Origin of the sequence: Salisaeta longa DSM 21114, assembly GCF_000419585.1 — a bacterium.
GTDB classification, from domain to species: domain Bacteria; phylum Bacteroidota; class Rhodothermia; order Rhodothermales; family Salinibacteraceae; genus Salisaeta; species Salisaeta longa.
The window spans coordinates 1,394,444-1,418,333 of sequence record NZ_ATTH01000001.1 but is presented as its reverse complement, the minus strand read 5'-3'; the positions used below and the strand labels follow the sequence as shown (position 1 = coordinate 1,418,333).

Annotated in this window: 25 protein-coding genes and 2 tRNA genes; 13 read left to right on the top strand and 14 right to left on the bottom strand. The window is 64.2% G+C overall.

The genetic code is table 11. The annotated features are described in order from the left end of the window. Positions 1-220 precede the first annotated feature (220 nt). Entirely contained in the window at positions 221-1,171 is a 951-nt protein-coding gene (locus SALLO_RS0105790; RefSeq protein WP_022835373.1) for an aldo/keto reductase, read from the bottom strand. A gap of 232 nt (positions 1,172-1,403) precedes the next feature. On the opposite strand from SALLO_RS0105790, the gene SALLO_RS0105785 reads away from it, so the two are divergent. Together SALLO_RS0105785 and SALLO_RS0105780 are read left to right on the top strand one after the other, a co-directional pair. Then, a complete protein-coding gene (locus tag SALLO_RS0105785; protein ID WP_022835372.1) occupies positions 1,404-1,736 on the top strand; it encodes an ArsR/SmtB family transcription factor in 333 nt (110 codons plus the stop codon). 20 nt (positions 1,737-1,756) lie between these two features. Further along, complete coding sequence (locus SALLO_RS0105780) at positions 1,757-2,455, top strand: SDR family oxidoreductase (RefSeq protein ID WP_022835371.1); 699 nt, start codon at positions 1,757-1,759, stop codon at positions 2,453-2,455. Positions 2,456-2,476: 21 nt separating this feature from the next. On the opposite strand, the gene SALLO_RS0105775 is transcribed toward SALLO_RS0105780, so the two are convergent. Further along, the gene (locus SALLO_RS0105775; protein WP_022835370.1) at positions 2,477-3,091 is read right to left on the bottom strand and encodes a class I SAM-dependent methyltransferase; all 615 of its coding nucleotides are present in this window, start codon (positions 3,089-3,091) and stop codon (positions 2,477-2,479) included. Between the two features lie 84 nt (positions 3,092-3,175). On the opposite strand from SALLO_RS0105775, the gene SALLO_RS0105770 reads away from it, so the two are divergent. The 5 genes from SALLO_RS0105770 to SALLO_RS0105750 all read left to right on the top strand — a co-directional run bounded on the left by SALLO_RS0105770 (position 3,176) and on the right by SALLO_RS0105750 (position 6,466). Beyond that, positions 3,176-3,823: a polysaccharide deacetylase family protein gene (locus SALLO_RS0105770; protein WP_022835369.1), complete on the top strand. Its 648-nt coding sequence runs from the start codon at positions 3,176-3,178 to the stop codon at positions 3,821-3,823. Positions 3,824-3,892: 69 nt separating this feature from the next. Further along, complete coding sequence (locus SALLO_RS0105765; protein WP_028566952.1) at positions 3,893-4,693, top strand: TPM domain-containing protein; 801 nt, start codon at positions 3,893-3,895, stop codon at positions 4,691-4,693. 40 nt (positions 4,694-4,733) lie between these two features. After that, positions 4,734-5,057, top strand: a complete 324-nt coding sequence (locus SALLO_RS0105760) for a tetratricopeptide repeat protein (RefSeq protein WP_028566951.1) — start codon at positions 4,734-4,736, stop codon at positions 5,055-5,057. Positions 5,058-5,121: 64 nt separating this feature from the next. Further along, positions 5,122-5,988, top strand: a complete 867-nt coding sequence (locus tag SALLO_RS0105755; RefSeq protein WP_228702780.1) for a LysM peptidoglycan-binding domain-containing protein — start codon at positions 5,122-5,124, stop codon at positions 5,986-5,988. Between the two features lie 40 nt (positions 5,989-6,028). Next, positions 6,029-6,466, top strand: coding sequence for a DUF1353 domain-containing protein (locus SALLO_RS0105750; RefSeq protein WP_022835365.1), 438 nt, complete (start codon positions 6,029-6,031; stop codon positions 6,464-6,466). Between the two features lie 93 nt (positions 6,467-6,559). On the opposite strand, the gene SALLO_RS0105745 is transcribed toward SALLO_RS0105750, so the two are convergent. The 9 genes from SALLO_RS0105745 to SALLO_RS0105705 form a co-directional block, all read right to left on the bottom strand. Beyond that, a tRNA-Cys gene (locus tag SALLO_RS0105745) sits at positions 6,560-6,633 on the bottom strand. Positions 6,634-7,085: 452 nt separating this feature from the next. Further along, positions 7,086-7,159, bottom strand: a tRNA-Pro gene (locus SALLO_RS0105740). A gap of 14 nt (positions 7,160-7,173) precedes the next feature. Continuing rightward, the gene (locus SALLO_RS18610) at positions 7,174-7,332 is read right to left on the bottom strand and encodes a hypothetical protein (protein WP_022835364.1); all 159 of its coding nucleotides are present in this window, start codon (positions 7,330-7,332) and stop codon (positions 7,174-7,176) included. A gap of 6 nt (positions 7,333-7,338) precedes the next feature. After that, a complete protein-coding gene (rpmG, locus tag SALLO_RS0105730) occupies positions 7,339-7,503 on the bottom strand; it encodes a 50S ribosomal protein L33 (protein WP_022835363.1) in 165 nt (54 codons plus the stop codon). A 33-nt stretch (positions 7,504-7,536) separates the two neighbouring features. Beyond that, a complete protein-coding gene (gene rpmB, locus SALLO_RS0105725) occupies positions 7,537-7,773 on the bottom strand; it encodes a 50S ribosomal protein L28 (RefSeq protein WP_022835362.1) in 237 nt (78 codons plus the stop codon). A 161-nt stretch (positions 7,774-7,934) separates the two neighbouring features. Continuing rightward, a complete protein-coding gene (locus SALLO_RS0105720; RefSeq protein ID WP_022835361.1) occupies positions 7,935-8,759 on the bottom strand; it encodes a phosphosulfolactate synthase in 825 nt (274 codons plus the stop codon). A 41-nt stretch (positions 8,760-8,800) separates the two neighbouring features. Further along, positions 8,801-10,066, bottom strand: a complete 1,266-nt coding sequence (locus tag SALLO_RS0105715; protein ID WP_022835360.1) for an ABC transporter permease — start codon at positions 10,064-10,066, stop codon at positions 8,801-8,803. Between the two features lie 34 nt (positions 10,067-10,100). Next, positions 10,101-10,961, bottom strand: a complete 861-nt coding sequence (locus tag SALLO_RS15545; protein WP_157621288.1) for a hypothetical protein — start codon at positions 10,959-10,961, stop codon at positions 10,101-10,103. Positions 10,962-11,136: 175 nt separating this feature from the next. Beyond that, complete coding sequence (locus tag SALLO_RS0105705) at positions 11,137-12,657, bottom strand: helix-turn-helix domain-containing protein (RefSeq protein ID WP_022835358.1); 1,521 nt, start codon at positions 12,655-12,657, stop codon at positions 11,137-11,139. A 259-nt stretch (positions 12,658-12,916) separates the two neighbouring features. On the opposite strand from SALLO_RS0105705, the gene SALLO_RS15540 reads away from it, so the two are divergent. The 4 genes from SALLO_RS15540 (at position 12,917) to SALLO_RS15535 (ending at position 18,318) form a co-directional block, all read left to right on the top strand. Further along, the gene (locus tag SALLO_RS15540; protein WP_022835357.1) at positions 12,917-14,656 is read left to right on the top strand and encodes a malate synthase; all 1,740 of its coding nucleotides are present in this window, start codon (positions 12,917-12,919) and stop codon (positions 14,654-14,656) included. A 45-nt stretch (positions 14,657-14,701) separates the two neighbouring features. Beyond that, on the top strand, positions 14,702-15,997 hold the full coding sequence (gene aceA / locus SALLO_RS0105695) for an isocitrate lyase (RefSeq protein ID WP_022835356.1): 1,296 nt from the start codon (positions 14,702-14,704) through the stop codon (positions 15,995-15,997). 263 nt (positions 15,998-16,260) lie between these two features. Further along, positions 16,261-16,749: a Uma2 family endonuclease gene (locus SALLO_RS0105690; protein ID WP_022835355.1), complete on the top strand. Its 489-nt coding sequence runs from the start codon at positions 16,261-16,263 to the stop codon at positions 16,747-16,749. 252 nt (positions 16,750-17,001) lie between these two features. After that, the gene (locus SALLO_RS15535) at positions 17,002-18,318 is read left to right on the top strand and encodes a glycosyltransferase family 2 protein (RefSeq protein WP_022835354.1); all 1,317 of its coding nucleotides are present in this window, start codon (positions 17,002-17,004) and stop codon (positions 18,316-18,318) included. 24 nt (positions 18,319-18,342) lie between these two features. Here the strand turns inward: SALLO_RS15535 and egtD are convergent, their stop codons facing one another. Both egtD and egtB read right to left on the bottom strand, forming a co-directional pair. Then, positions 18,343-19,317 carry an L-histidine N(alpha)-methyltransferase gene (gene egtD, locus SALLO_RS0105680; protein ID WP_022835353.1) on the bottom strand — a complete coding sequence of 325 codons (975 nt, stop codon included), beginning with the start codon at positions 19,315-19,317 and terminating at the stop codon, positions 18,343-18,345. Between the two features lie 166 nt (positions 19,318-19,483). Continuing rightward, a complete protein-coding gene (gene egtB, locus SALLO_RS0105675) occupies positions 19,484-20,824 on the bottom strand; it encodes an ergothioneine biosynthesis protein EgtB (protein ID WP_022835352.1) in 1,341 nt (446 codons plus the stop codon). 259 nt (positions 20,825-21,083) lie between these two features. On the opposite strand from egtB, the gene radC reads away from it, so the two are divergent. Next, the gene (gene radC, locus SALLO_RS0105670) at positions 21,084-21,815 is read left to right on the top strand and encodes a RadC family protein (protein WP_022835351.1); all 732 of its coding nucleotides are present in this window, start codon (positions 21,084-21,086) and stop codon (positions 21,813-21,815) included. 36 nt (positions 21,816-21,851) lie between these two features. On the opposite strand, the gene SALLO_RS0105665 is transcribed toward radC, so the two are convergent. Then, entirely contained in the window at positions 21,852-22,946 is a 1,095-nt protein-coding gene (locus SALLO_RS0105665) for a prephenate dehydrogenase (protein ID WP_022835350.1), read from the bottom strand. Positions 22,947-23,123: 177 nt separating this feature from the next. Here SALLO_RS0105665 and SALLO_RS15530 point away from each other — a divergent pair, with 177 nt between their 5' ends. After that, a complete protein-coding gene (locus SALLO_RS15530; protein WP_022835349.1) occupies positions 23,124-23,885 on the top strand; it encodes a rhomboid family intramembrane serine protease in 762 nt (253 codons plus the stop codon). Positions 23,886-23,890 lie beyond the last annotated feature (5 nt).

Sequence of the window (23,890 nt, the reverse complement as noted above, 5' to 3'; positions counted from 1 at the left end):
AAAGTAGGAAAGCTTTATTCTTCAAAAGATAGCGTAGCCCACCTGCCTGGAGATTCTAGACAAGGACTTCTCGCAGTCTGTGGTGAAACAGGTTCGTGGAGGCTTCCGACCGCCCGCGTAAATTACAGGCGCAACATGCAGCGCCGCCGCCCCTCGGATCTGAGAAGCGGCGGCGCGCCGCGACATACGCAACATGCGATGTGGGCCTCGGCCGATGCGGCTAGCCCCACAGGTCTTCCATCGTGTAGGGGCTGCCCTCCATCGCCCAGAACGAGCCGTCCACATACCGCCGCCCGCGATTGAGTGCGGCGATCTGCTCCATGTCGTCCTCCGTCAGCGAGAGCTCGGCCGCGGCCAGGTTCTGGCGGATGTACTCGGGCGTTACCGACTTCGGAATGACGGCCGTGCCGCGCTCGATGGCCCAGCGGATCAGCACCTGCGCCGGGGTCGCCTCGTGCCGCTCGGCAATCTCGGCAATCGTTGGGTCGTCCATCAGCACCGGCTCGTCGTCGGCCTTCATGGCCTCGGGGCGGTCTGAGGAGCCGAGGGGCGAGTAGGCGGTGAGGTGAACGCCCAGCGCGTCGGCGGCTTCCAGCATCTCGGGCTGCTGCAGGTACGGGTGCAGCTCAATCTGATTCATCTCGGGCGCGTGGTCGGCCGCGTCAACCAATGCTTCCAGGCGCTCCACCTTGAAGTTCGAGACGCCAATGTGGCGCACGAGGCCCGCGTCTACAAGATCCTCCATCGCCGCCCACGTCTCCGCGATGGGGTGCTCATCGAGCGACCGGAAGTCCTCGGGGCCCGAGGGCATGCCGGTGCCAGGCGCCAGCGCTACGGGCCAGTGCATCAGGTACAGATCGAGGTAGTCAAGCTGAAGATCGTCCAGCGTGTCCTCCAGGGCGGGGCGCACGTCCGACGGGGCGTGGGCGTCGTTCCAGAGCTTCGAGGTGATCCACACGTCGTCGCGGGCCACGGTGCCGGCGTCGATGGCCGCTTGCAACCCGGCGCCCACTTCTGCCTCGTTGCCGTAAATGGCCGCACAGTCGATGTGCCGGTAGCCGGCTTCCAGGGCAACCTGCACGGCGCGCTGCACCTTGCCGGGGTCCGACTTCCAGGTGCCAAGTCCAATGATGGGCAGTTCGTCGCCGTTGCTGAACGAGAGGGTTTTCATACAAGTTATTGGCGTCTGTGGCAGGGAGTGCATGAGATATACCGTACACGAACAACTGCTGCACGGCCGCTGCGGTTTTTTATAACCTGTGATCTCTGCGGCAACGTGCGTAACCATTTGTTGACGACGTCCACTGCTAGCGACACGCGCGGGGCCGTTGCGGCTGTAGAAACATCTGCCGGCGGGTTTCATCGAATGCCATGCCCTACGCCTTCGTTATACGGCTGTTAACATGCCTTCTTCTTCCAATCAATTTCCAGCAGACGTGCGCGCCCTTGCGGCGCAGGCCAAGGTGCTTGCGCATCCGGCGCGGCTGCACATCTTGCGGTTGCTCGCCGAGCGCGGCGAGTGCATCTGTGGCGACGTGGTCGAGGAGCTGCCGCTGGCGCAGGCCACGGTCTCGCGGCACCTGAAAAGTTTGGTGGAAGCGGGCCTCGTGCGTGTGACTGCGGACGGGCCGCGCTCCTGTTACTGCCTAAACCGTCCGGCCATTGATGAACAGCGCGGGGCGTTCCTGTCGTTTTGGACGACCCTTGATGCGCCGGCGCCCGCCGATTGCTGCTAACTGCTCACCGCCCATATTCTATGATTGTTGTCGTTACCGGTGCCAGCCACGGCATTGGCCAAGCCATCGCCGAAGCCTTTGCCACGCTGCCCGACGCCCGCGTGGCGCTCGTGGCCCGCACGACCCACAAGCTGGAGGCCGTCGCCGAGGCGTGCCGGGCCGAAGGCGCCGAGGCGCTGGTGTGCCCCTGCGACGTGACGGATGACGCGGCCGTCGCGGCGATGGCCGAGCGCGTGCACGACACCTGGGGCGCGCCGCATGTGCTCGTGAACAACGCCGGCGCGTTCACCTACGCGCCCCTCGACGAGCTCACCGCCGACGGCTTCCGCGATCAGATCGACGTCAACCTGACGTCTGCGTTTGTCGTCACGCAGCAGTTTCTGCCCGCGTTGCGCGCTGCCGGTCGTGGCCACATCTTTTTTACCGGCTCGGTGGCGTCCATCCAGGCGTATCCGGGCAATGCCGGCTACTGCGCCGCGAAGCACGGACTGCGCGGCTTTGCCCGGGTGGTGCGCGAGGAAACGAAAGAGGACGGCGTGCGCGTGACGACGGTCATCCCGGGCGCTACGTACACGCCCACGTGGGAAGGCATCGACCTGCCCGAGGACCGCTTTATGCCGCCCGAGGATGTTGCGCAGTCGGTGGTTGACGCGTACCGGCTGTCGGACCGCACGGTGCTCGAGGAGCTGATCCTGCGGCCGCAAGCGGGCGATGTGTAGGGCCGTGCGCAAGTGATGGTTTCAGGCAATGGCGTGCCCGGCAATGTGTGGGCGCACCACGGGCAGCGGGGCGTTGAAGCGTTCGATGGCGACCTTGGCAAATGGGCTGCGATGAAGCGCGGCCGCCGTGTCGCGGTCGGGGTGGCAGCCGTCGGCGAGGCACGACCAGCAGGGCCGTAGGCCGCGCTGCACCAGCCGCTGCGCGGTACGTTCGGGCGCAATCACATGCTCGATGAACACGAGCCGCCCGCCGGGTCGTAACCATCGGTGAATGCGCCGCAGGGCGTCGTCGACATCGGGCACCGAGCATAGTACCAGCGTGCTCACCACGGCGTCTGCGGTGCCATCGGGCAGCAGGGCCGTCTCCAGCGGCGCCGGGCGCAGGTCGAGGTCCGATACCCCGCGGGCCGCCGCTGCACGCCGTATGAACGAATGCATGTGCGGGTTGGGCTCCAGGCCGATCCACGTGATGTTGGGCGAAAGGTAGCGGAAGTTGAGTCCTGTGCCGGGCCCAATTTCCACCACCGTGCCGCGCAAGGGGCCAAGCAGTTCGCGTTTCCGCGCACCGTAGATGCGATGCTGCGCGTCGTCGCCCCGGGCCAATCCGTGGGCAAATGCTTTGTGGTACCAGCTCATTGGGACGGTGGGCCGTTCGTAACTTGTGTGCGTACGCACACGTACATCCGTCCCACGCATTTGTCTCGACTTGTTACGTGCTGCATGCGCTTTCTCATTCCGCCCCTGGCCACGCACGGCCTGCGCCTGGTGCATCGTTTCTTTCCGGATGTGCTGTGGCGCACCGATGACCGCGAGCGTGTCGCCTATCTCACGTTCGATGACGGCCCTACGCCCGACATCACCCCGAAGCTGCTCGATCTGTTGGCGCGCTACGAGGCAAAAGCTACGTGCTTTTTGGTTGGACGCCATGCCGAGGCGCATCCGGCGCTCGTACGTGATTTGCACGCGGCGGGGCATACGCTCGGCAACCACACCTACACCCATCCCGATGCGTGGCGCACGCCCCACGAGCGGGTGGCCGGCGAGTTGGTGCGGACGACGCGGGTCATTGAAGACTGCATCGGTGCGCGGGTGCGCCACATGCGTCCGCCCTACGGCCACCTTACCGGACCGATGCGGCAGTGGTGTGCCACGCACCGCCAACGCATGGTGCTGTGGGACGTGATGCCGGGCGACTTCCTCAAAACCGCGACGGCGGACGGTGTGGCCCGTTTCGTGGAGCGGACCGTTCGGCCCGGATCGGTGATTGTGCTGCACGACAATCCCATCTGTGACCAAGTGGCCCTCCCCGCGCTCAAGCGCATGCTGGAAACGCTGACCGCGGCCGGCTGGCGCTTTGAAGCGCTGTAGTGCTCGCACCGAACTTCCCCATTGACCGGCTCGTTCATGGCGCGTCTTGTTGATCGTACTTCGTCTGTTATGAAACGTCTGCCCCCCGTGCTTCGCTGGCTTGTGCTGTGCCTCCTCCTGGTTGGGGGGAGCACGATGCAAGTGCAGGCTCAGGCACAACTTGCCGACGTCATTCCGTCCGATAACCGACTCGTCGTCGATCAGGGCAACTTTCTGAGTGCTACGGAGGCGCAGCGTCTGGAGGCGAAGCTCCGCCGCTATGCCGACACCACGTCCACCCAGATTGCGGTGGTTACGGTGCCCACGCTGGACGGGCAGGCCATTGCCGATTACGCGACCGCCATCGGGCGGCAGTGGGGCGTGGGGCAGGCGGGACAAGACAACGGGGTGGTGCTGCTGGTGGCCCGCGAGGAGCGAAAGGTGTTCATTGCGACGGGCTACGGGATGGAGGGCGTGCTGCCCGATGCCATTGCCAACCGCATCGTGCGCACCATCCTTACCCCATCCTTTCGGGAGGGGCAGTTTTACGCGGGCCTCGACCGGGCCACCGATGCCATCATCCAGGCGGCGGCCGGTACGTACACGGCCTCGGCAACAGAGGACGCCGCAGGGGACGGCTTCGACCTTCCACCCGGCCTCATCTTTACGGTGCTCATTATTCTCTACTTTGTGTTTACCAACAAGCGCCGGGGCGGCAAGGGCGGCGGCAAGCGGGGCAAGCACCGGCACCGCGACATGGATGTGCCCATCATCTTTTGGGGCGGCGGCTTCGGCGGCGGATCGGGCGGGGGCGGCCTTGGCGGCGGCGGTGGCTTTGGCGGCTTCGGTGGCGGCGGCTTCGGTGGTGGGGGCGCGGGCGGCGATTGGTAGCACACCTTCATCGGATTCAGCACACACAAGCATTGCACCCATGGATCGCATCGAACAACTTGAAGCCTTTTTGGCCGAAGACCCGGACGACACGTTTACGCGGTTTGCCCTGGCACAGGAGCACCTGAAGCAGGATGCGCCCGAGCGCGCGCTGGCCTACTTCGAAGACCTCGTGGCCACCGACCCGGGCTACGTGGGCACCTACTACCACCTGGGCAAGTTGTACGAGCGCATGGGCCGTACCGAGGATGCCATCGCCACCTATGAGCAGGGGATTGAGCATGCGCGTGCGCAGAAGCAAACCAAAGACCTCTCGGAGCTGCAAGACGCGCTGTTGCAGGCGCAGGGGGTGGGCTTTGATTGACGCGCGCGCCCGACGCTGCACCTTCTGCCTGTGGAGGTGTGCTGCGTGGATTGTACTCCTTGTCGTGGCTACGTCCGGTAGCGTCACGCATGCTCAGGGGCGTGCCGACACGACGGCTACGGATACGGTGTACGTGGTGAAAAAGGGCGATACCTTGTACAGCATTGCGCGGCAGTACAACCTCTCGGTGGCCGCGCTGCAGCGGTGGAATAACCTCGATACCGCGGTGCTGTCGATTGGACAGCGCCTGCGCCTGGTGCCGCCCGCAACAGCTAGTCCGGCGCTGGAGCCGCTGGCGCGCCCCGAGCCCAAGCCGTACGGCCGCTACGTGCTACGGCCCGGCGACACGCTCGTCAACGTGGCCCTATGGCTGGGCACGACGGTGGATACGCTGCGCATGCTCACAGACGTCGCGCCGTTGGGTGTTGGCGACACCCTGCGGCTTCCCCCGCGTTTTGCGCGGCCCACGCACTTGGTGCAGCCGGACGAGACGCTGTACGCCATCGCTGGGCAATACGGCGTGAGCACGCGGGTTTTGCAGACGGCAAACGCCCTGGACACGACTGCGGTGCGGGCGGGACAGCGGCTCATCATTCCGGGGCGCCCGGCGCAGCGGCCCCCGCGCGGTACGCTCGCGCCGCCCGACACCACCGGTGCGGCGGCGATCTACCCGGCGGCATATGCTGGACGTCTGATGGCGAGCGGGCAGCCGTATCAGCCATCGGCGTTTGTGGGGAGCCACCGCACCCTGCCCCTGGGCAGTCTCGTGCTGGTGTCGGCCAACGACGCCCACGCCTTCGTCCGCATTGCCGACCGCGGCCCGCTGCAGCGCGACCGGGTCATGGACGTCTCGCGCGCCGTAGCCGATGCGATAAACCTACAAGACGGCGGCCCCATTGCGCTGCGCTACGTATGGCAGCCGCCGCGTTAAGTCATACAGCTTGCCGAAGCATCTGCCGGAGCGCGCTCTGATGAAGAACAACCTCTACCCGTCGCTTGGCCAGCGCCCCGGCGGGGGCAACCGGTGGGAACTGCGCGAGCGATGGGTGTACACCTGGCGGGCGGAAGGGGAACGATGGCGCGTCATCTTGCGCGAGGGGTATCCGTTTGCACCGAGCGTGCCGCGGTGGGCATGGGCGCTGGTGAGTCCGGTGGAAACGCTCACGGCCAGTGCCCCGCACGACTGGCTCTACGACCGGCAGGGGCTCATCCCGCCGGACGATCCGGACGGGCAGCTGCTGATCTTCGACGATGGGACCTGGCAGCCGTATCGTGCCCGCGTCACCCGTCGCAACGCCGATCGCTTCTTCGGACGCATCCTCAAGGTGCAAGGGGTCACGCCGTGGCGCCGCTGGTTGGCCGTAAAGGCCGTACGCCTGACGGGATGGTACTGGTGGCGCGCCGCGTAGGCCGAGCGAGCATGCATGCAACGGCACGGCAGACATCTACGGCAGCCAGCAAAAGGAAACCCCACCCTTGAATGCCATCAAGTGTGGGGCTTATGGAGGTGACGGGCGGATTCGAACCGCCGTAGGAGGCTTTGCAGGCCTCTGCCTAACCCCTCGGCCACGTCACCACAAAAATGGAGGGTTGTGTTGGATGCTGCCCTGCATCGACTGTTCCAACCATGCGCGGCGGTCCGTGTGAAGACAGCGCAAGCATGACAGAACGCATCGGTGCCCGCACGCCCGGCAGGATTCGAACCTGCGACCTCCGGATTAGCGTCCGCCGTGTGACTTTCGTCACCACTCGCAGGGAGCGTTGCGGATGGACCATCTCTTCGCCGTTGCAGGCGTGGTGCGTATGGCCTCTACGGATCCCGTGTGCATTGCACATGCTCGCCTACCGTCGTTGCACCGGCACGACCCTTCGGAAAGCAGTCGGTTTCCTCGGGGTTGCCGCCGGCCAGGCCGCTGCGGGTTCCCCGATACAGCACCATCCACTGCGCCGGTTGGGTTTCCCGGCGCAGGCTCCGTTTCTAAAGTCCGATGCTCTATCCAACTGAGCTACGGGCGCATCATATGTGTGTCGGGGCGGCCGGATTTGAACCGGCGACCCCCTGCTCCCAAAGCAGGTGCGCTACCAGACTGCGCCACGCCCCGATGCTACCACGCGCTTAATTCTTGCGCGCGGCCTTCAGCTCCTCTTTTACGTTGTCCAGCGGCACCATCTTCTGGCGAAAGCCGTACTGCCCGCCGTTGCGCTTCTCGGCAACGACGATACGGGCCATCTTGCGCGATGCCGCTCCTTTGTTTTGCTTTCGTTTCTTGGCCATGACGCTCTACTTCTTCTCACGGTGAATGGTATGCTTGCGCAGAACGGGGTTATACTTTTTCAGCTCCAACCGTTCCGTGGTGTTGCGTCGATTCTTCGTGGTATGGTAGCGCGACGTACCCGGAGCTTCCGTGCACTCTAGCGTAATCTTGATGCGGTTGCCTTTAGCCATAGCAAAAGCGGCTGCCGGTGAACAGGGAGTGGATTATACGTTGATGCCTTGCTTCCGCGCTTCTTTCAAAACGGCCTCAATCCCTTTCTTGTTGATGGTCTTGAGGGTCTTGGCAGACACCTTCAGGGTGATCCAGCGGTCTTCAGAGGGAATGTAGAATCGCTTCTTCTGAAGGTTGCGTTGGAAGCGGCGCTTCTCCTTTTTGTTGGAGGGCGAAACGGTGTTGCCCGATACAGGGCCCTTACCGGTTAAGTCGTCTTTGCGTGCCATGGCAGCGGGAAGGTCTTCGCAGTCAATAACAACGGAGGATGGCTCGCGGCATGCATGCGCCGCAACCACAGTCTCTTTATAGAAGCAGCGGCACGTCGAGGTTCTTGAATATGTTGCACAAACGCGCCGCCGCCCGCGATAGGGGACCCCCGATAGACGCTTTACGCGCCCGAGCGCCCGTCGCCTGCGGGCTGCCCGCTGGCGTGCGTGGTGACGCCGGGCGTGAGGAACTCAAAGAGCGTGTCGCCGCGCAGCCCCAGCCGCAGCGTTTCGACGGGAATGACTTCCTCGGGGGCGATGTTGCCAAGGTTTACGTTGGCCCCAAGCTGCTTGATGAACCACACCTGCTGCGCTTTATTGGGGGCCTCAAAGATAATCTTTCCGGGATCCACGCGGGCCACGATTTCGTCGACCAACCCGGTGCGCACTTCGCCGTTGGGGCGAAAGAGCCCGGCCGTGCCCGTCTCGCGCGACTCCGCAATAACTTTCCAGCTTCCGGCGTTCAGCTCGGCCTGCATCGCCTCCACCCAGCGGTACGGCGGCATGATGTTGTTGGCGTCCTTCGAGCCCACCTCGCTGAGCACCTGGTAATCTTTCGAGAAGTCGGCAATCAGCTCCAGCTTCTCGTCGTGGGCCATCGACACCGAGCCGTCCGAGATTTCGAGCGACTGCACGCCCAGGTCGTCCATCAGGCGGCGGTACACATCCAGCTGATCGCGCAGGAAGAACGCCTCGAAGAGCGTGCCGCCAAAATAGAAGGGAATGTCCGCAGCGCGGTACAGGTCGAGCTTCTCTTCCAGGTTGGGCGTGATGACGGCCGTGCCCCAGCCCAGCTTCACCACGTCGATGTACTCCGCCGCTACGTCCAGCATATTCTCCACCTGCCGGATCGAAAGCGCCTTGTCAAGCACGTGGGTCAGCCCTTTCGTGCGGGGCTTTTCTTGGCGGTCGGGAAGGCCGAGAATGTCGAAGTCGTCGCGGATCATAGCAGCGAAGCGGTTGGGAAAACAAAAAACGATGCAAGGCCTCAGGCATCCAGGTGAACGGCCTCGGCCGGCACAATGCGGGCGGCGCGGGTTGCCGGATACCAGGCCGCGGCGATGCACATCACAAACGCAACGCCCGCAATCAGTAGAATGTCGGATGCCCGTATCATGACAGGGTAAGCATCAATCAGGAAGGATTCTGCCTGCGCCATGGGTACAACCTTGAAGTATTGTTGGATAAGCGCCAGCCCCAGTCCTAAAAGTACGCCACCGCCTGTACCGACGGCGCCAATGATCGCTCCTTCCAGCAGAAAAATTTTCTGAATGTTTCGCCGGGATACGCCCATGGTCATGAGGGCGCCAACGTCGCTTCGCTTCTCAATGACGACCATGGTGAGCGATCCCACAATGTTGAAGGCCGCCACAATGACGATGAGGAGGAGGATGGCCGATGCGCCCCACTTTTCGAGGCGCATCACGTCGTAGAGCGATTCTTGCAGGTCGTACCAGGTACGCACCGCGAAGCGCGCGCCGAGGCGCTGCTGCAACGCATCTTTCGCGGCGGGGGCGGCGGCAAGCCGCTGCAGCCGGAGGTCGACCCCCGAGGCGCGGCCCGCGAGATTGAACAACCGCTGCGCAGGCTCCAGGCCAATAAACACGCGCTCGGCCGTTCCAGCCGCCTGCGGGCGGTACAGGCCGCGCACGGTAAATTGCTGAATCGACGGTCCGCCAAAGACGCTCGTAAGGGCCTGCTCAAGGGCGGGCGCAGACAGCAGTCCAACGGTGGCCCCTGCCCGGCCGGTGCCCGCGGGAAGCAACCCAAGGCGCTGCCCCATCCCGAGGCTCACCACGGCCCCGGCGCCTGCGCTGTCTGTCGACACATCGAACCGGCCGTAGGCCATCGGGTGCTCGTGGGCGCCGGTGCGGAGGGCCGCCTGCGCACCCACGCCGTGCACTTGCACCACCGGCGTGGGCCCAGTTATGCCGTTGTCGGTCACGAGCAGGGCCTTGCCCGCCACGTACGGGGCGGCGCTGGCAACCATGGGAAGCCGCCGCGCCACCTGCGCCACCGAGTCGGCGCGAGCCATCGGGGCGCCGTCGGCCCGCACAATGCGCACGTGCGGGTCGAGCGATACCAGCAGGTCGCGCACAAAGTCGTAGAAGCCGTTCATCACCGAAAGGACCACGATGAGCGCCGCCACGCCCAGCATCACGCCGAGCGACGAAATGCCGGTGATGATTGAGATGAGCGAGACGTTGCGCCGCCCCAGCAGGTAGCGGCGCGCAATCTGCAAGCGGTAGTCCATGAAGCCAGCATCTTACAGCAGGAGCACGAGCCCCTCAGCGTGAAACCATCCACGGAGCCGGGGCCGAAAAGAGCGACTGCCCAACGGAATCCGGAAGCGAAAGGTCCGAAAAGACGATGGCCATGTTGCCCTGCGCGGCTTCCTTGCGCGTAGAAAGCAGCACCGGCCCCTTGCTCGTCTCCAGCGGCTGCGTCTGGGTCCAGTCGAAGGCGCGGGCGGCTGCCGTATCGGGCATGCCCTGCAGGTGAAACGCCCAGCGGTCGAGCAGACCCGTGGCGCGGTCGACGTACAGCCAATACCGATCGCCGGGCGTAAGGCCCACGTCGCCAAACGACAGGCGGATGACGGCGTGCTCGGACGTCGACGAATCGGGCACGTAGGTGCGCTGCACGCCTTCATCAAAGACCTTCAGCGGGGCCAGCAGCCAGTAGCTGTCGTTGATGAAGCGCTGGTACGCCACGCGCAAGAGCGAATCGGCACGGGCGCTATCCACCGGTTCGCCGTTGCCGTACACGGCGCCCGTGGTGGGCAGGCCGTTCGAGACCTCATCGACGTCGAACAGCGCGACGAGCGTCGATTCGGGCGCGACGTCCCATTCCACCCGGTACGCGCCCGTTTCCTTATTCCACAGATGCTGCGCAACCACCTGCGAGGTGTCGCCCCGACCTACGCCAAAGCTGAAGCGCAGATACGGCACCACATTCCACCCGGCCGCGCCATGGGCGCGGTACATCCGGAAGGCGATGGAGTCGGCCGTAGACGCTAGCGCAAACGTGTCGGGCAGCACGCCGTCGGGCGCTTTCTCCGATGCAGGAGGGGGCGTGGTGGTTTGCTGGCAGCCAACAACCAGAAGGCTGCCGAGGAAGGCAGCGCACAACAGATGAGATAAACGCATGAGCACAGGGCGATGAAGACGGGGCGGCGAGGCAACGGAACGACATGCCGTAACATACCGGATGGTGTTCCGGAAATGCATCCTTGAAATGTAACGGGATTGTTTGCTGTGGCGCGCAGCGCGGTTTTTCTGAGCAGATACCGCTTCGGTGTGGATTCGCCCTGCCGCACAGCGCCTAGTCATCCGATGTGCCGAGATGGCGCAGGGCCTTTTTCTTTTGCTTCAGCGTTTGGGCCCGATGGTGCGCCGTGGGGGGCGCCACGCGCTCGTGGCACGCCGCTTCGGGCAGCGGGCAGCGCTCGCAGGTGAGGTTGACATCAACGGACGGAATGGCTGGGTCGTCGGCAAACGCAACCGTCGACTGAAAGGCATCGTCACGCAAGAATCCGATGGAGACGCACGAGTTGGTGTGGGGCTGGAGCGCCAGCGGGCGGGCGGCCGAAAAAACCAGAAACGTGGAATCCTCGTCCATGAAATGCGACCGTTGCGCGCGGATGTAGGCGGCATCGGGCGCGGACGGTGCCTCGTCGGAATACTGCGCGCCGCTGAGCCGCTTCAACAGGCGCATGGCCGGCCACCGCCGGCAGTACGATTCCTGAAGGCCAATGCCGTGCGGCACGGGGACCTGCGACAGGTTGAGCACCTTGGTGAGACGAAAGCCCGCGGCGCCCGCGCCGTGATGGAAGCGCAGAAAGAAGAAGTCGTCGAGGCCAAAGTGGTGCGGGACGAGTTCGGTGAGGCGGTAGAAGAACATCTCGGGGGTCGCGCCAAAGCGATCCATGCACGCGTGCAGCGGCGCCGGGTCCCATGTCGGGGCGTCAAAGAAGCCGTCCAGGTCCTCAAGAAGCGGTTCGCGGTCGATGAGCAGAGCACCCGCGACATACGACGCCCGAAAATTGTTGAGGACCTGTTCGTACGACGTCACCTCAATCCACGAGGACGTGGTGGCGCGCTCGTCCACATCCATGGCGCAGTACGCCAGCTCGCGTGCATAGATGAAGGCCCGCTGGTTGTCCATGAGCCGGCGGTTGATAAAGAGCTGCGGCGCCTCTTCTTCCCCCTTAAGCACCGACCGCAGGTCGCGCAGCGCCGGGTCGTCAGCAAGTTGTTCGGTATCGATGGTGTAGTTGTGGTGGGTGGTGAGCACCGCCCGCAGATCCGAAGCCGTGAGGCGCGTGCCGCGCGCCCACTGATAGCGCTGGCGTAATTTCGCTGCCATCTGCTCCAACTCCGGAAAATAGTTGCCGTGCATCTGCTGGTACGAGCGTAGCGCGGCAAACAGAAAGTGCTCCACCTGCATGTCGTAGGTGCGGGCCACCTCCAAAAACGTGCGGATGAGCGCACCCGCCTGCGACGGCTGATCGGCCACAAGCGCGAACAAATCGTGTGGCTGAAGGCCAAACACGTCGAAGGGAAATTCCTGCATGAAGGTCGACGAGAAGACCTCCTTGAGCGGTCCCATCGACTCGTCGACGTGGAGCGACACGAGGTCGTCGTAGGGCACGTCGAAGGCGCGGGCGAGGTCGAGCAGTTTGTCGGGCTTCGGATACTTTTTCCCCTTCTCAATCTCGCTCAGGTAAGAAATGGAGAGCCCCGACCGCTCAGAGATTTCCCGGAGCGATGCCCCGCAGTCCTGCCGCAGGGCGCGCAGCTTGAGGCCAAGGATAAAGCGGAGGTTGTCGCCACGAACAGGCATCGTGCAAAGGAGCAGGGAAACAGAAACAAAAGCGAAGGACCGGTGCGCCAAAGGCCGTAAGCGCCGCAACACCCAAGGAAAGATATTGCATCAGCCGTCGCTTCAATTCTTCGCTTTTAGCGAAAGTTCATGAACAAAACGTAAAGACGTGCGCTGGGCGGTTCACTAAATTCCCAAATAGCGAAATTTCGCTTGACAAGTATATTCGCTCAAACCTATTGTTAGGCAGTTGTCGCGTACATCAGACCCCAACGTGCTCATGACTTCCATAACCGCCCCTCCGCCCACGGCCGACGTGTCGTGGCACGCCTTGGCCGACGGCGTTACCATCAATGCGGCTGCCTGGACCCCGCAGGCCCGTCAGGTGCTCACCGACGAAGCGGTGGCGCTGATCGCTTCGCTGCATCGCGCGCTCAATGCCGACCGCAAGGCCCTCCTGGCGGCGCGCGACGAGCGCTACGCTGCGTACGCCGCGGGCGACGTGCCGGGCTACTTGCCGCCTGACGCCCACCCCGAGGCCCACACAGATTGGCAGGTGGAACCGCTTCCGTCCGATTGTCGCCCGCGCCGCGTGGAAATTACCGGCCCGGTCAGCGATCCCAAGATGGTCATTAACATGCTCAGCCGCACCGACGACGGCCACCGGGCCGATGCGGCCATGCTCGACTTCGAGGACTCGATGAAGCCCTCGTGGGACAACGTCATGCAGGGGGTGCTGAACGTGAAAGCGGCCGCTGCGGGCACCCTGCGCCATGAAAAGACCGACGCAAGCGGCAACGTCCTCAAAACGTACACCCTCGACCCCGACGACATGCCCCTGCTGATGGTGCGCATTCGGGGGTTGCATCTGGACGAGAGCAATGTGCGGGTCGACGGTGAGCCCGTTGCAGGGGCCATCATCGACCTGGCACTCGTGGCGTTCCACTCGGCGCACACGCTCATCGAACAGGGCAAAACGCCCAAGTACTACGTGCCCAAGGTGGAGCATTACACCGAGGCCCGCTGGTTCAACCGGCTGTTTGTGGCCCTCCAAGACGCGCTCGACATCCCCACGGGCACGTTCAAGGCCACGTTTCTGATTGAGACGCTGCCCGCGGCCTTTCAAATGGAGGAGATCCTCTACGAATTCCGCGCGCATGCCGCCGGACTCAATGGCGGGCGCTGGGATAAAATCTTTAGCGACATCAAGTGCCTGCGCACCCACGACGACCGCGTGCTGGCCGACCGCAACTCCATTGGCATGAACCGCCCGTGGATGGAAGCCTACGTTAAGCACCTCATCGACGTGTGCCACAAGCACGGCGCGTTTGGAATGGGCGGCATGGCCCCGCAAACACCGGGGCGGACCGAAGCCCTCCGTCAGGAGCAGGTGGCAAAGGTGGTTGAAGACAAAGAGTTTGAGGCGTCCATTGGCCACGATGGATGCTGGGTCTCGCACCCGTACTTCATTGGTCCGGCCATGCAGCCCTTCAACGACGTGCTGGAGGCCAAGGGCAGCACGCACCAGCTCGATGTGCGCCCCGACATCCCGGAGCGGCCCGATCTGCTCCCGAAGGCCACGGGGCCCAAAACGCTCGACGGGCTGCGCGTAAACGTGCGCGTCTCCATCGGCTACATGAAGGGCTGGAATCAGGACATTGGCTGCGTGGCGTGGGACCACCGGATGGAGGACCTGGCCACGTTCGAGATCTCGCGGGCGCAGACGTGGCAATGGCTGCATCATGGCGTGACGCTCGACGACGGCGAAACGGTAGACCGCCCGCTCATCAAGCAGGTGTTTGACGAGGAGATGGCAACCATCGAAGCCGAAGTGCGCGATGCGTTTGCCGATCGCTCCGAAGCCTTCATCGAGCAAGAAGTCGCGCGCTATCGTCAGGCCCGGCACGACGCCGAACACATCTTTACCGAGGAGCGCTTCCGGCCGTTTTTGGCCTGTGCATCGGAGCTCTTTGGGCACCCCGACCACAAGCGCTGGCTCATTGAGCAGTCCTCGTGCTAACCAATCATAGGTTTGTTGCTCACGAATAACCTGACAGGACATCCCATGACTACCGAACACACCAACGACCGAACCGAAGCCGCCACGTTGGAGCGCCAATGGCGCCAGGAGGCGCGATGGAACGGCATCAAGCGTCCGTACACCGGCGAAGATGTACTGCGCCTACGCGGCTCATTTCAAGTGGAGCACACGCTCGCCCGCATGGGCGCTGAACGCCTCTGGGCGCTGATGGACGACGAGCCGTACGTGAACGCCCTGGGCGCGCTCACCGGAAATCAGGCCATGCAGCAAGTAAAGGCGGGCCTGAAAGCCATCTACCTAAGCGGCTGGCAGGTGGCGGCCGACGCGAACCTCAGCCGGCAGATGTACCCCGACCAAAGCCTGTACGCGTCGAACAGCGTGCCCGACGTCATTCGCCGCATCAACAACGCGCTGAAGCGGGCCGATGAGTTGCATCATGCCGAAGGCGACGATAGCGTCCACTGGATGGCGCCCATTGTGGCCGATGCCGAGGCGGGCCACGGCGGCGTGCTGCACGCGTACGAGCTGATGAAAGCCATGATTGAAGCCGGCGCCGGGGGCGTGCACTTCGAAGATCAGCTGGCCGCCGAAAAGAAATGCGGACACCTGGGCGGCAAGGTGCTCGTGCCCACGCAGCAGTTCATTGAGGTGCTCACCAGCGCCCGCTTGGCGGCCGACGTGCTCGGCGTGCCCACGGTACTGATCGCGCGCACCGACGCCGACAGCGCCAAGCTGCTGACGAGCGACATCGACGCCCGCGACCGTCCGTTTATCACCGATGAGGAGCGTACAAGCGAAGGCTTCCACCGCATCAGCGGCGGCCTGGAGATGGCCACGATGCGGAGCTTAGCGTACGCGCCCTACGCCGATCTGCTGTGGTTTGAAACCTCGCGGCCCGACCTCGACGAGGCGCGTCAGTTTGCCGAAGCGATTCACGAGCGGTTCCCCGGCAAGAAGCTGGCGTACAATTGTTCGCCGAGCTTCAACTGGAAAGCGCACCTCACGGATGCGGAGATCGCAACGTTTCAGCGCGAGCTGGGCGCCATGGGCTACGCGTTCCAGTTCGTTACCCTGGCAGGCTTTCATGCGCTCAACCACAGCATGTTTACGCTGGCCAAAGGCTACAGCGAACGCGGCATGGCGGCCTACGCCGAGCTGCAGGAGGCCGAGTTTGCCTCGGAGGACGACGGCTATACGGCCACCAAGCACCAGCGCGAAGTGGGCACCGGTTACTTCGATGCCGTAAAGAACGTCATCACCGGCGGTACGGCGAGCACCGGCGCCATGGAAGGATCGACCGAGAACGCGCAATTCGCCTGATCTGCAGGCGGCGTCGTTCATTGCGTGAAAGGAGCACGGGCAGGGTTCGGCACATCGCCGGATCCTGCCCGCGTTTGTGGCTCCTGGTTGGGTGGTTGGCGCAACGAGGCGACGTTCCGAGTGCCGTGGGGACAGTCGTTTGCGGGGGGCGTCCAGCAATGAGCCCTGGATGATCGCGCGCGCGGCGTGTCGGCACATCCCGAGTGTCTCCGCGTACCACCATCACCGGTTCACCCTTTCTCCACCGAATTGCCCTGCGTGCCATGGAGACCGTCACACGTTCCGCTTACGAAGAAGAGCGCGGCAAGCCCATGCCAAGCAAACTGCATAGCATTGCTCAAACCAACCTGATCGTTACTCTCTCTGGATATCGTCCAAAGTATCAGGTGCTCAGCGAACTGACGCTTCGTCTCGGCGACCTTGACGTTACGCCAGATTTGGTTGTGTATCGCGATCTGTCTGTTGACTTTTCGGTCGATGAAGTGCGCGTAACCGAGCCGCCGCTAACCGCTGTCGAAATCGCTTCGCCCACCCAGGGCATGCAAGACCTGCTGGACAAAATTCGTGATCTGTTGGAGCACGGGGTGCAGTCGTGTTGGTTGGTGCTGCCGCCGCTGAAAACCATCACCGTATTCACTGCGGGGATGGAATCGACGACGTATTCCAGCGGCACGATTACCGATCCGGTGACGGATATTGCAGTAGAGTGGGAGGCGGTGTTTGCGACGCCCGGTTCAACCTCCGAGGCTTGACAACGGCTTGCCTGAAACGTCCGCGGTAACGGGATGTGAGGTGGTGCAGATATGGTCCAGCTCCCTGTGGGGCGATCAAGGAGACAGCCATTCGACTGGCAGCGCCGGATCTCGCATGCGCTTGTACGGCGCACATCGGTTTGGGATTGCGCCAAAGGCGCATAGTCCCCGCGCCGGTTTGGGTGTTGGGGCCTTGGGCGTGTGGGCGATATTGGCGGTCACCCCTTTTCCGATGGCCCGTATCCTCCGCCTATGTCTGCCCCTGCGTACGTAACACGCGTCGACCTGTCCGCGCCGGTGCCCTCCTTCCACGGATTGCACGGCTACGCGTCGCTCCACGTTTTGGTGTGTCTTGGGCTGCAGCCGGTCGGCCGGGTGGATGTGCCCCTTGCAGCGGGAACCTGTGCAGCGGAGACGCTCGCAGGAGCCATTGCCGCCGATACAACGATCATTTGGCGCGACCACCTGCCCGACGGAACGCCGCCGCCGACGGATTCGCAGCTTCAGCATGAAGGGCTGGTAGGAGCCGCGGCGCACCGGCTCACGACAACCGGCACGCAACCACTCGTTACGGTGGCCGTGTGCACCCGCGACCGTCCCGACGCCCTCGCGGCCTGCCTGGCAGCGCTGCAGCGGCTCCGGTATCCGGCCGTAGATCTGCTCGTAGTGGACAATGCGCCATCGAGCGATGCCACCGAACGGCTGGTGCGCACGCGTTTCCCCTCCGTTCGTTACGTGCGTGAACCGCGTCCGGGGCTCAACAATGCCCGCAACAGGGCCCTCGCCGAAGCCCGCGGAAGCATTGTGGCGTACACCGATGACGACGTGCGCGTCGACCCGCTGTGGGTGACTGCGCTGGTGGGTGCGTTTGCCGACACGCCCGAGGCCATGGCGGTGTGTGGACTGGTGGTGCCTGAGGCGCTCGATACGCCGGCGCAACAACTGTTTGAGTCGTACGGCGGCTTTGAGCGCGGGTACAAGCGTCGGCGGTATGCGCTGCGCTTCTTTGGCGAGACGCCGCCGCGAATCTATCACCACAACGCCGGCCGCTTTGGCACGGGGGCCAACATGGCGTTTCGAGCGGAGGTCTTTGATCACGTCGGCGGCTTCGACCCGGCACTCGATGTAGGCACCCCCACGCAAGGCGGCGGCGACCTGGAGATGTACTTCCGCATCATCCAGGAAGGCCACACGCTCGTGTATGAGCCGCGAGCCCTTGTGTGGCATCAGCACCGCGCGACGCTGGAGGCGCTGCAGCGACAGCTCACCACGTGGGGCACGGGGTTTTGGAGCTTTGCCTTCCGCAGCCTGGCGGCGTACCCCGGGCAGTGGAAGAGCTTTGCGGCCATCGTGCCCTGGTGGCTGCGCCATCGGGTGAGCCGCTGGCTGCAGGCGTGGCGCGCGGGCGATGCGGTCCAGCAGCAGCTGGTGGCCTGCGAAGTGCGCGGCGCGCTCAAGAGTGGGATCGTCTACTGGCGGTCGCGGCGTCATGCGGCCGAGTGGGCCCCGCGCGTGGCACGCCCACAGGCGCGTCACGAGGCGGCCGTCGATCTAGCTTCCGCCGCGTAGCTGCAGCGGCACGGCGCGACGCGGTCACGAGGAAACGGGTGTAAGGTACTGCACGCTGAACCAGTCGCGGGCGTCGGTCCATACGTCGCGCACGGCCAGTCCGGCCCGCTGCGCCCGCTGTGCAAACGCGTCCAGCGTGTATTTGTGCGAGTACTCCGTGCGGATCACCTCGCCTTCTGCAAAGGAAAACGACTGTCCGGCGACCGTTGCCGTTTGGGCCATTGTGCTAACGAGGTGCATCTCGATACGGCTTTTGTCGGCGATCCAGGGGGCATCGTGGCGGAACTGATCGAGCGCAAAGGTACCTTCGAGCTCTCGGTTGATGCGACGCAGCAGGTTCTTGTTGAAGGCGGCCGTAACGCCTTCTGGATCGTTGTAGGCGCGGCGAAGAACCGCCGGGTCCTTGCGCAAATCGACGCCCACAAGCAGCCCGCCCGATGGCGCAATCACCGCGGCGATATGTTCCAGAAAGGCCTGCGCCTCCGCCGGCAGAAAGTTGCCGATGGTGGAGCCGGGAAAGTAGACCACCGTTCGTTGGGCCGCAGGAGCTTCGGGTAGCGGAAACGGCGCGGTGTAGTCGGCGCACACCGGACGAACGGGAATGTGCGGGTAGTCCTCTGCGATCGCGGCGGCGGCTTCCAGCAAATGCTCTTTCGAGATGTCTACCGGCACGTACTGCGCGGGCCCGTCGAGGCGGTCGAGCAGCTCACGCGTCTTCAGGCTACTTCCGCTGCCGTATTCCACGAGCTGTACGCCAGCGCCCACGGCATCGGTCATGGCGCTGCCGTGCGTTTGCATGATGGCGCGCTCGGTGCGGGTGGGATAGTAGGCGTCCAGCGTGCAAATCTCGTCAAACAGCTGCGAGCCGCGCCGGTCGTACAGGTACTTCGAGGGAATGTCCTTGGGCGATTGCTGCAACCCGTTCAGCACATCGTCTCGGAAGGAGCCCCGATCTGGGTTGCAGTCGATGAGGGGCAGCGCGTCGGGTGGGGCGGTCATAAAAAGAGGTGGTTGGTAGAAAGCACGTGCGGGGCCGTGTGTTAGAACCTGCTTTGATGTTGCATCAGACGGCGAGCGCCAGCAACGATGGCGCAAATATCGGACCTCGGGCCGGTCCGTAGTGGGGCTACGGCCCAAGCCCGAGGGCAAGGATTAAAACAGGCTCTCAGAGGTCTTGTGCGAGGCGCAGTCCCATAAATTGCCAGGCTTCGTCGGGGTGGAAGTAGTTGCGGTAGGTAGGCCGCAGGTGCGATTGCGAGGTGGCACACGAGCCGCCGCGCAGCACGTACTGCCCGCACATGAACTTGCCGTTGTACTCGCCAATGGCGCCGGGCAGGGGCTCGTAGCCCGGGTAGGGGCTGTAGGCCGAGCGGGTCCACTCCCACACGTCGCCGTACAGTTGGTAGAGCGCGCCGCCGTCGCCCGCGGCTGGCGTGTGGGCGGGCGTGTCGTCGGTGAGCGGAATGGGATGAAAGTATCCGGCGTCGACGGTATTGCCTTCGATGGTCGCATCGCGGGCCGCGAGCTCCCATTCGCCTTCTTCAGGCAAGCGGGCGCCGGCCCAGCGGGCATACGCTTCGGCCTCGAAGTAGCTGAGGTGCGCCACCGGCTCATGCGGGTTCAAGGGGCGCAGGCCGCCCAGCGTGTACACGTACCACTCGCCCTCGCGCTCCTCCCAGTAGAACGGCTCGGTCCAGTCGCGTTCTTGCACGGTGGCCCACCCGGCCGAAAGCCACAGCTCGGGACGCTCGTAGCCGCCGTCTTCCATAAAGGCGCGGTACTCTCCGCACGTTACGAGCCGATTGGCCAGGGCAAACGGCCGGCGGTATTCCTTGTGGCGGGGCCCTTCATTGTCGTAGTAGAAGCCGTCGCCGTCATAGCCCACCTCGTACACGCCTTCGTCTGCAAAAGCCACCCAGTCCAGTGCAGGGATCGCGTCCACGGTGGGCGGCGCAAGATCGTCGCGGTAGGCCGGCCGCAGCGGGTTGACCGACAGGACGTGCTTCAGGTCGGTCACCATCAGCTCCTGGTGCTGCTGCTCGTGGTGAATGCCCAGCTCCACCAGCGGCGCAAGGGTGTCGAGGTCGTCGGCCGAGGCAGTGGCGAGCAAGGCCTCCACGTGCTCGTCCACGTAGGCGCGGTACTCGTACACCTGCTCCACCGTGGGCCGCGAGATGTACCCCCGCCGGTCGCGGCAGTGGCGCTCGCCGGCCTGAATGTAGTACGAGTTAAAGAGGTACGGATACTGGTCGTTGAGCAGTGTGTAACTGGGGTCGTGCTCACGCAGCACGAACGTCTCAAAGAACCAAGTTGTGTGCGCCAGATGCCACTTGGTAGGGCTTACGAATTCCTTGGTTTGCACCACGTAGTCTTCCGTGTTCAGGGGCCGACAGAAGTCCGTGGTAAACCGGCGGGTGATGCGGTAGCGCTCGGCAATGCTTCCGCGATCGGTGGTTTGCAGGCGCGGGCCGCGAGCGGGCGCGTCGGGAGAGGTGAGTGTAGGCATATGTAAGCGCGTGGTCCTTGAGGCAAGCAACTGATACACTGCGCAGCGCGCATGAAGCAGGCTACACGTACTATGTAATGGGGAGGCATGCGCCAACGCAACGGTGTTTGGATGTTTGTGGGCGGCGTTCGGAGAATGTTACACGCGCAGCGGCGTGCGCCGGCGCGCTGGGCCGGATGGCGCTGCAGCAGAGGAGACGTTGCGCTTTGCAGCGGCCGCGTGTCTACGCAGTCCACAGCCTCAGCAGATCCCAACGCCCATGCCCGACGCTTCGCAAGAGCCGCCCATCGCATACAATTCGCCCATCCACGCGTGGGACCCGTCCGATCAGCCGCGCGAGAAGCTCCGCAAGCACGGCCCGCAGGTGCTGTCGGATGCCGAACTCGTCGCCATATTGCTGGGGAGTGGCATCCGGGTGGAAGAGGGCACCCTCTCCGCGGTCGATCTGGGGCGATCGTTGCTGCAAACCTATGGGACGCTGGGCGACGTAGCGCAGCGGGCGTTGAAAGAGCTGGAGCGTGTGCGCGGCATCGGGCCGGCCAAGGCCACCAAGCTGATGGCTGCGTTTGAGGTGGGGCGGCGCGTGGAGTCGCAACAGGGCGGCGAGCGCGTACAGGTGAGCGCCCCAGCCGACGTAGCGGCGGTCTATGGCCCGCTGATGCGTGACCTAAAGAAGGAAATATTTAAGGTCGTGCACCTGAATACGGCCAACGTCATTCTGAACGACTTTACGATAAGCGAAGGTGGGCTGGCCGCGAGCATTGTGGAGCCGCGGGCCGTGTTTGAGCAGGCCATTCTGGAGAACGCGGCGGCCGTGATTTGCCTGCACAACCACCCGTCGGGCAACCCGGAGCCCAGCCGGCAAGATATCCAGATTACGCGCCAGCTGGTGGACGCCGGCAAGCTCATGGGGATTCCGGTGCACGATCACCTCATCATCGCCGGCGAAACGTTCACATCGCTTGCCGAGCGGGGCCTGATGGAGAGCTGAGGCGACCGCGTGCGCAGTCCTATAGCCTTCAGAACATCACGGGCGGCGGGCGGAAAAGCCGGCGTCTTCGAGCACGGTGCGGGCGGCTTGGGCATCCGCAGCAGAGGCGAAGCCCAGGCGGAAGGTGCCGGCGGCTCCTTCGCGCACCTTCAGCAGCTCGATATCCTTGATGTTGAGGTCGGCCGAAGACAGCGCGCCGGTGAGGCGATGCAGGGTGCCGGGTGTATCGGGAGCCTGCACGTACAGGTCGTGCTGCGGCGTGAGGAAGCCCTTCATGCCCTCGGGAATGGACGCGCGTGCGGCGCGGGCCTGCCCAAATGCCGCTTCGATGTCGTCCATCAGGTCGGCGGCCAACCGCGAGCGGAGCCGCTGCAGCTGATTCGAGAACCGGCTGAGCGCGTCCAGCACGTAGCCCTGGTTGCCCACCAGGATGTCGCGCCACAGCTCGAACGGCGACGCGGCAATGCGGGTCATGTCCCGAAAGCCGCCGGCCGCGAGGTGCATCGCACCGTCATCGTGGGCTGCTGCGGTGTTGGTGAGGGCGACGGCCAGAAGCTGCGGCAGATGACTCACGGCGGCCGCGATGCGGTCGTGGCGCGCAGCCTCCATGCGCAGCGGACGGGCCCCCACCGTTTCCGTAAGCCACCGCACCGTATCCAGCGCCGCCTCCGATGCCGTGGCGGCCGGACACAGCACGTACGTGGCGTTCTCAAACAGAAGAGCGTCGGCATGGTCGATGCCCGCATGCTCCGCACCGGCCATGGGATGACCACCCACAAACGAGACGCCCGCTGGCAGCACGTCGCGGGCCTGGTCCATGACCGGCTCCTTGATCGAGGCTACGTCCGTTACCACCGCGTCGGGCGGCAGGGCGTCGGCGATGGTGTCGAGCAGGCGCAGCGTTACGGCCGGCGGCGTGGCCAGCACGACGAGGTCGGCCGCGGCTACAGCGGTTTGCGGATCGGCAGCCTTCGCGTCAATTGCTTCGCGGGCCGCGGCGCGCTCCAGCACGTCGGGGCGGTCGTGCCCCACCACCGAAACGGTGGGCGCGCGGTCGTGCAGCGCCAGGCCCATCGATCCGCCAATGAGTCCGGTGCCAAGCAGGGCAATGCGCGAGGGAGGGGTAGGCATGGGACAAAGGAGCATGGGAAGAAAACGGGACGCCCCATACGCTCGTCAGCAAGCGGTTGTTGGGCAAGGCGAGCAAGTGCCGCAGGTCATTCTCTTGTGAAAGAACCGAAAACGAAATGCTTCGTACAGCAGGGCAGCAGTAGATCCCTGCTTCCCCATGCATCCGTTGATCTGCGTATGCTTATTCCCATTGGCGATGACGACCAGCACCTGAGCGGTCCGGCGTTCGTGACGCTGGCGCTCATGCTGCTCAACCTGGGCGTATTTTTCCTGGTGCAGCAGGCCGGCGGCCGGCCCTCGTTCACGTATGGGTGGAGCGTCATTCCGTACGAGATTTACGCGGGCATCGACCTGATTGCGCAGCAGGTGGCCTCGTTGGGCTCAACGACCATCGCTATTCCGCAGGCGCCGGGCCCGGAGCCCATTTACCTCACCGTGGTCACGTCGCTGTTTATGCACGGCGGGTACGGGCACCTGTTTGGCAACCTGCTGTACCTCTGGATTTTTGGCGATAATGTGGAGCACCGCCTGGGCGCCTGGGGGTTTCTGGGCTTTTACTTGCTCTCGGGGGCCGCCGGCGTCCTGGTGCAGATTTGGCTGAACCCCACCAGCGTGGTGCCCATGCTGGGCGCATCGGGGGCCATTTCGGGCGTGTTGGGGGCATACCTCGTGTTCTTTCCGAAGAACAAGGTGCACGCGCTGCTCCTGTACACGGTGGTGTCCATCCCCGCGTCGCTCGCCATTGGCGTGTGGGTGTTGCTTCAGTTTGTGAACGGCATTGGCGCGGTAGCCTACACGCAATCGGTGGGCGGGGTGGCCTATGGCGCGCACATTGGCGGCTTCGTGCTGGGCGTGCTCCTTGCGTTGGGGCTGCGCGCCCTGATCGACGCCCCCGACCCGCCCGCGCAGCCGCGCACGTCGCGGCCCCGTAGCCTGTAAGTTAT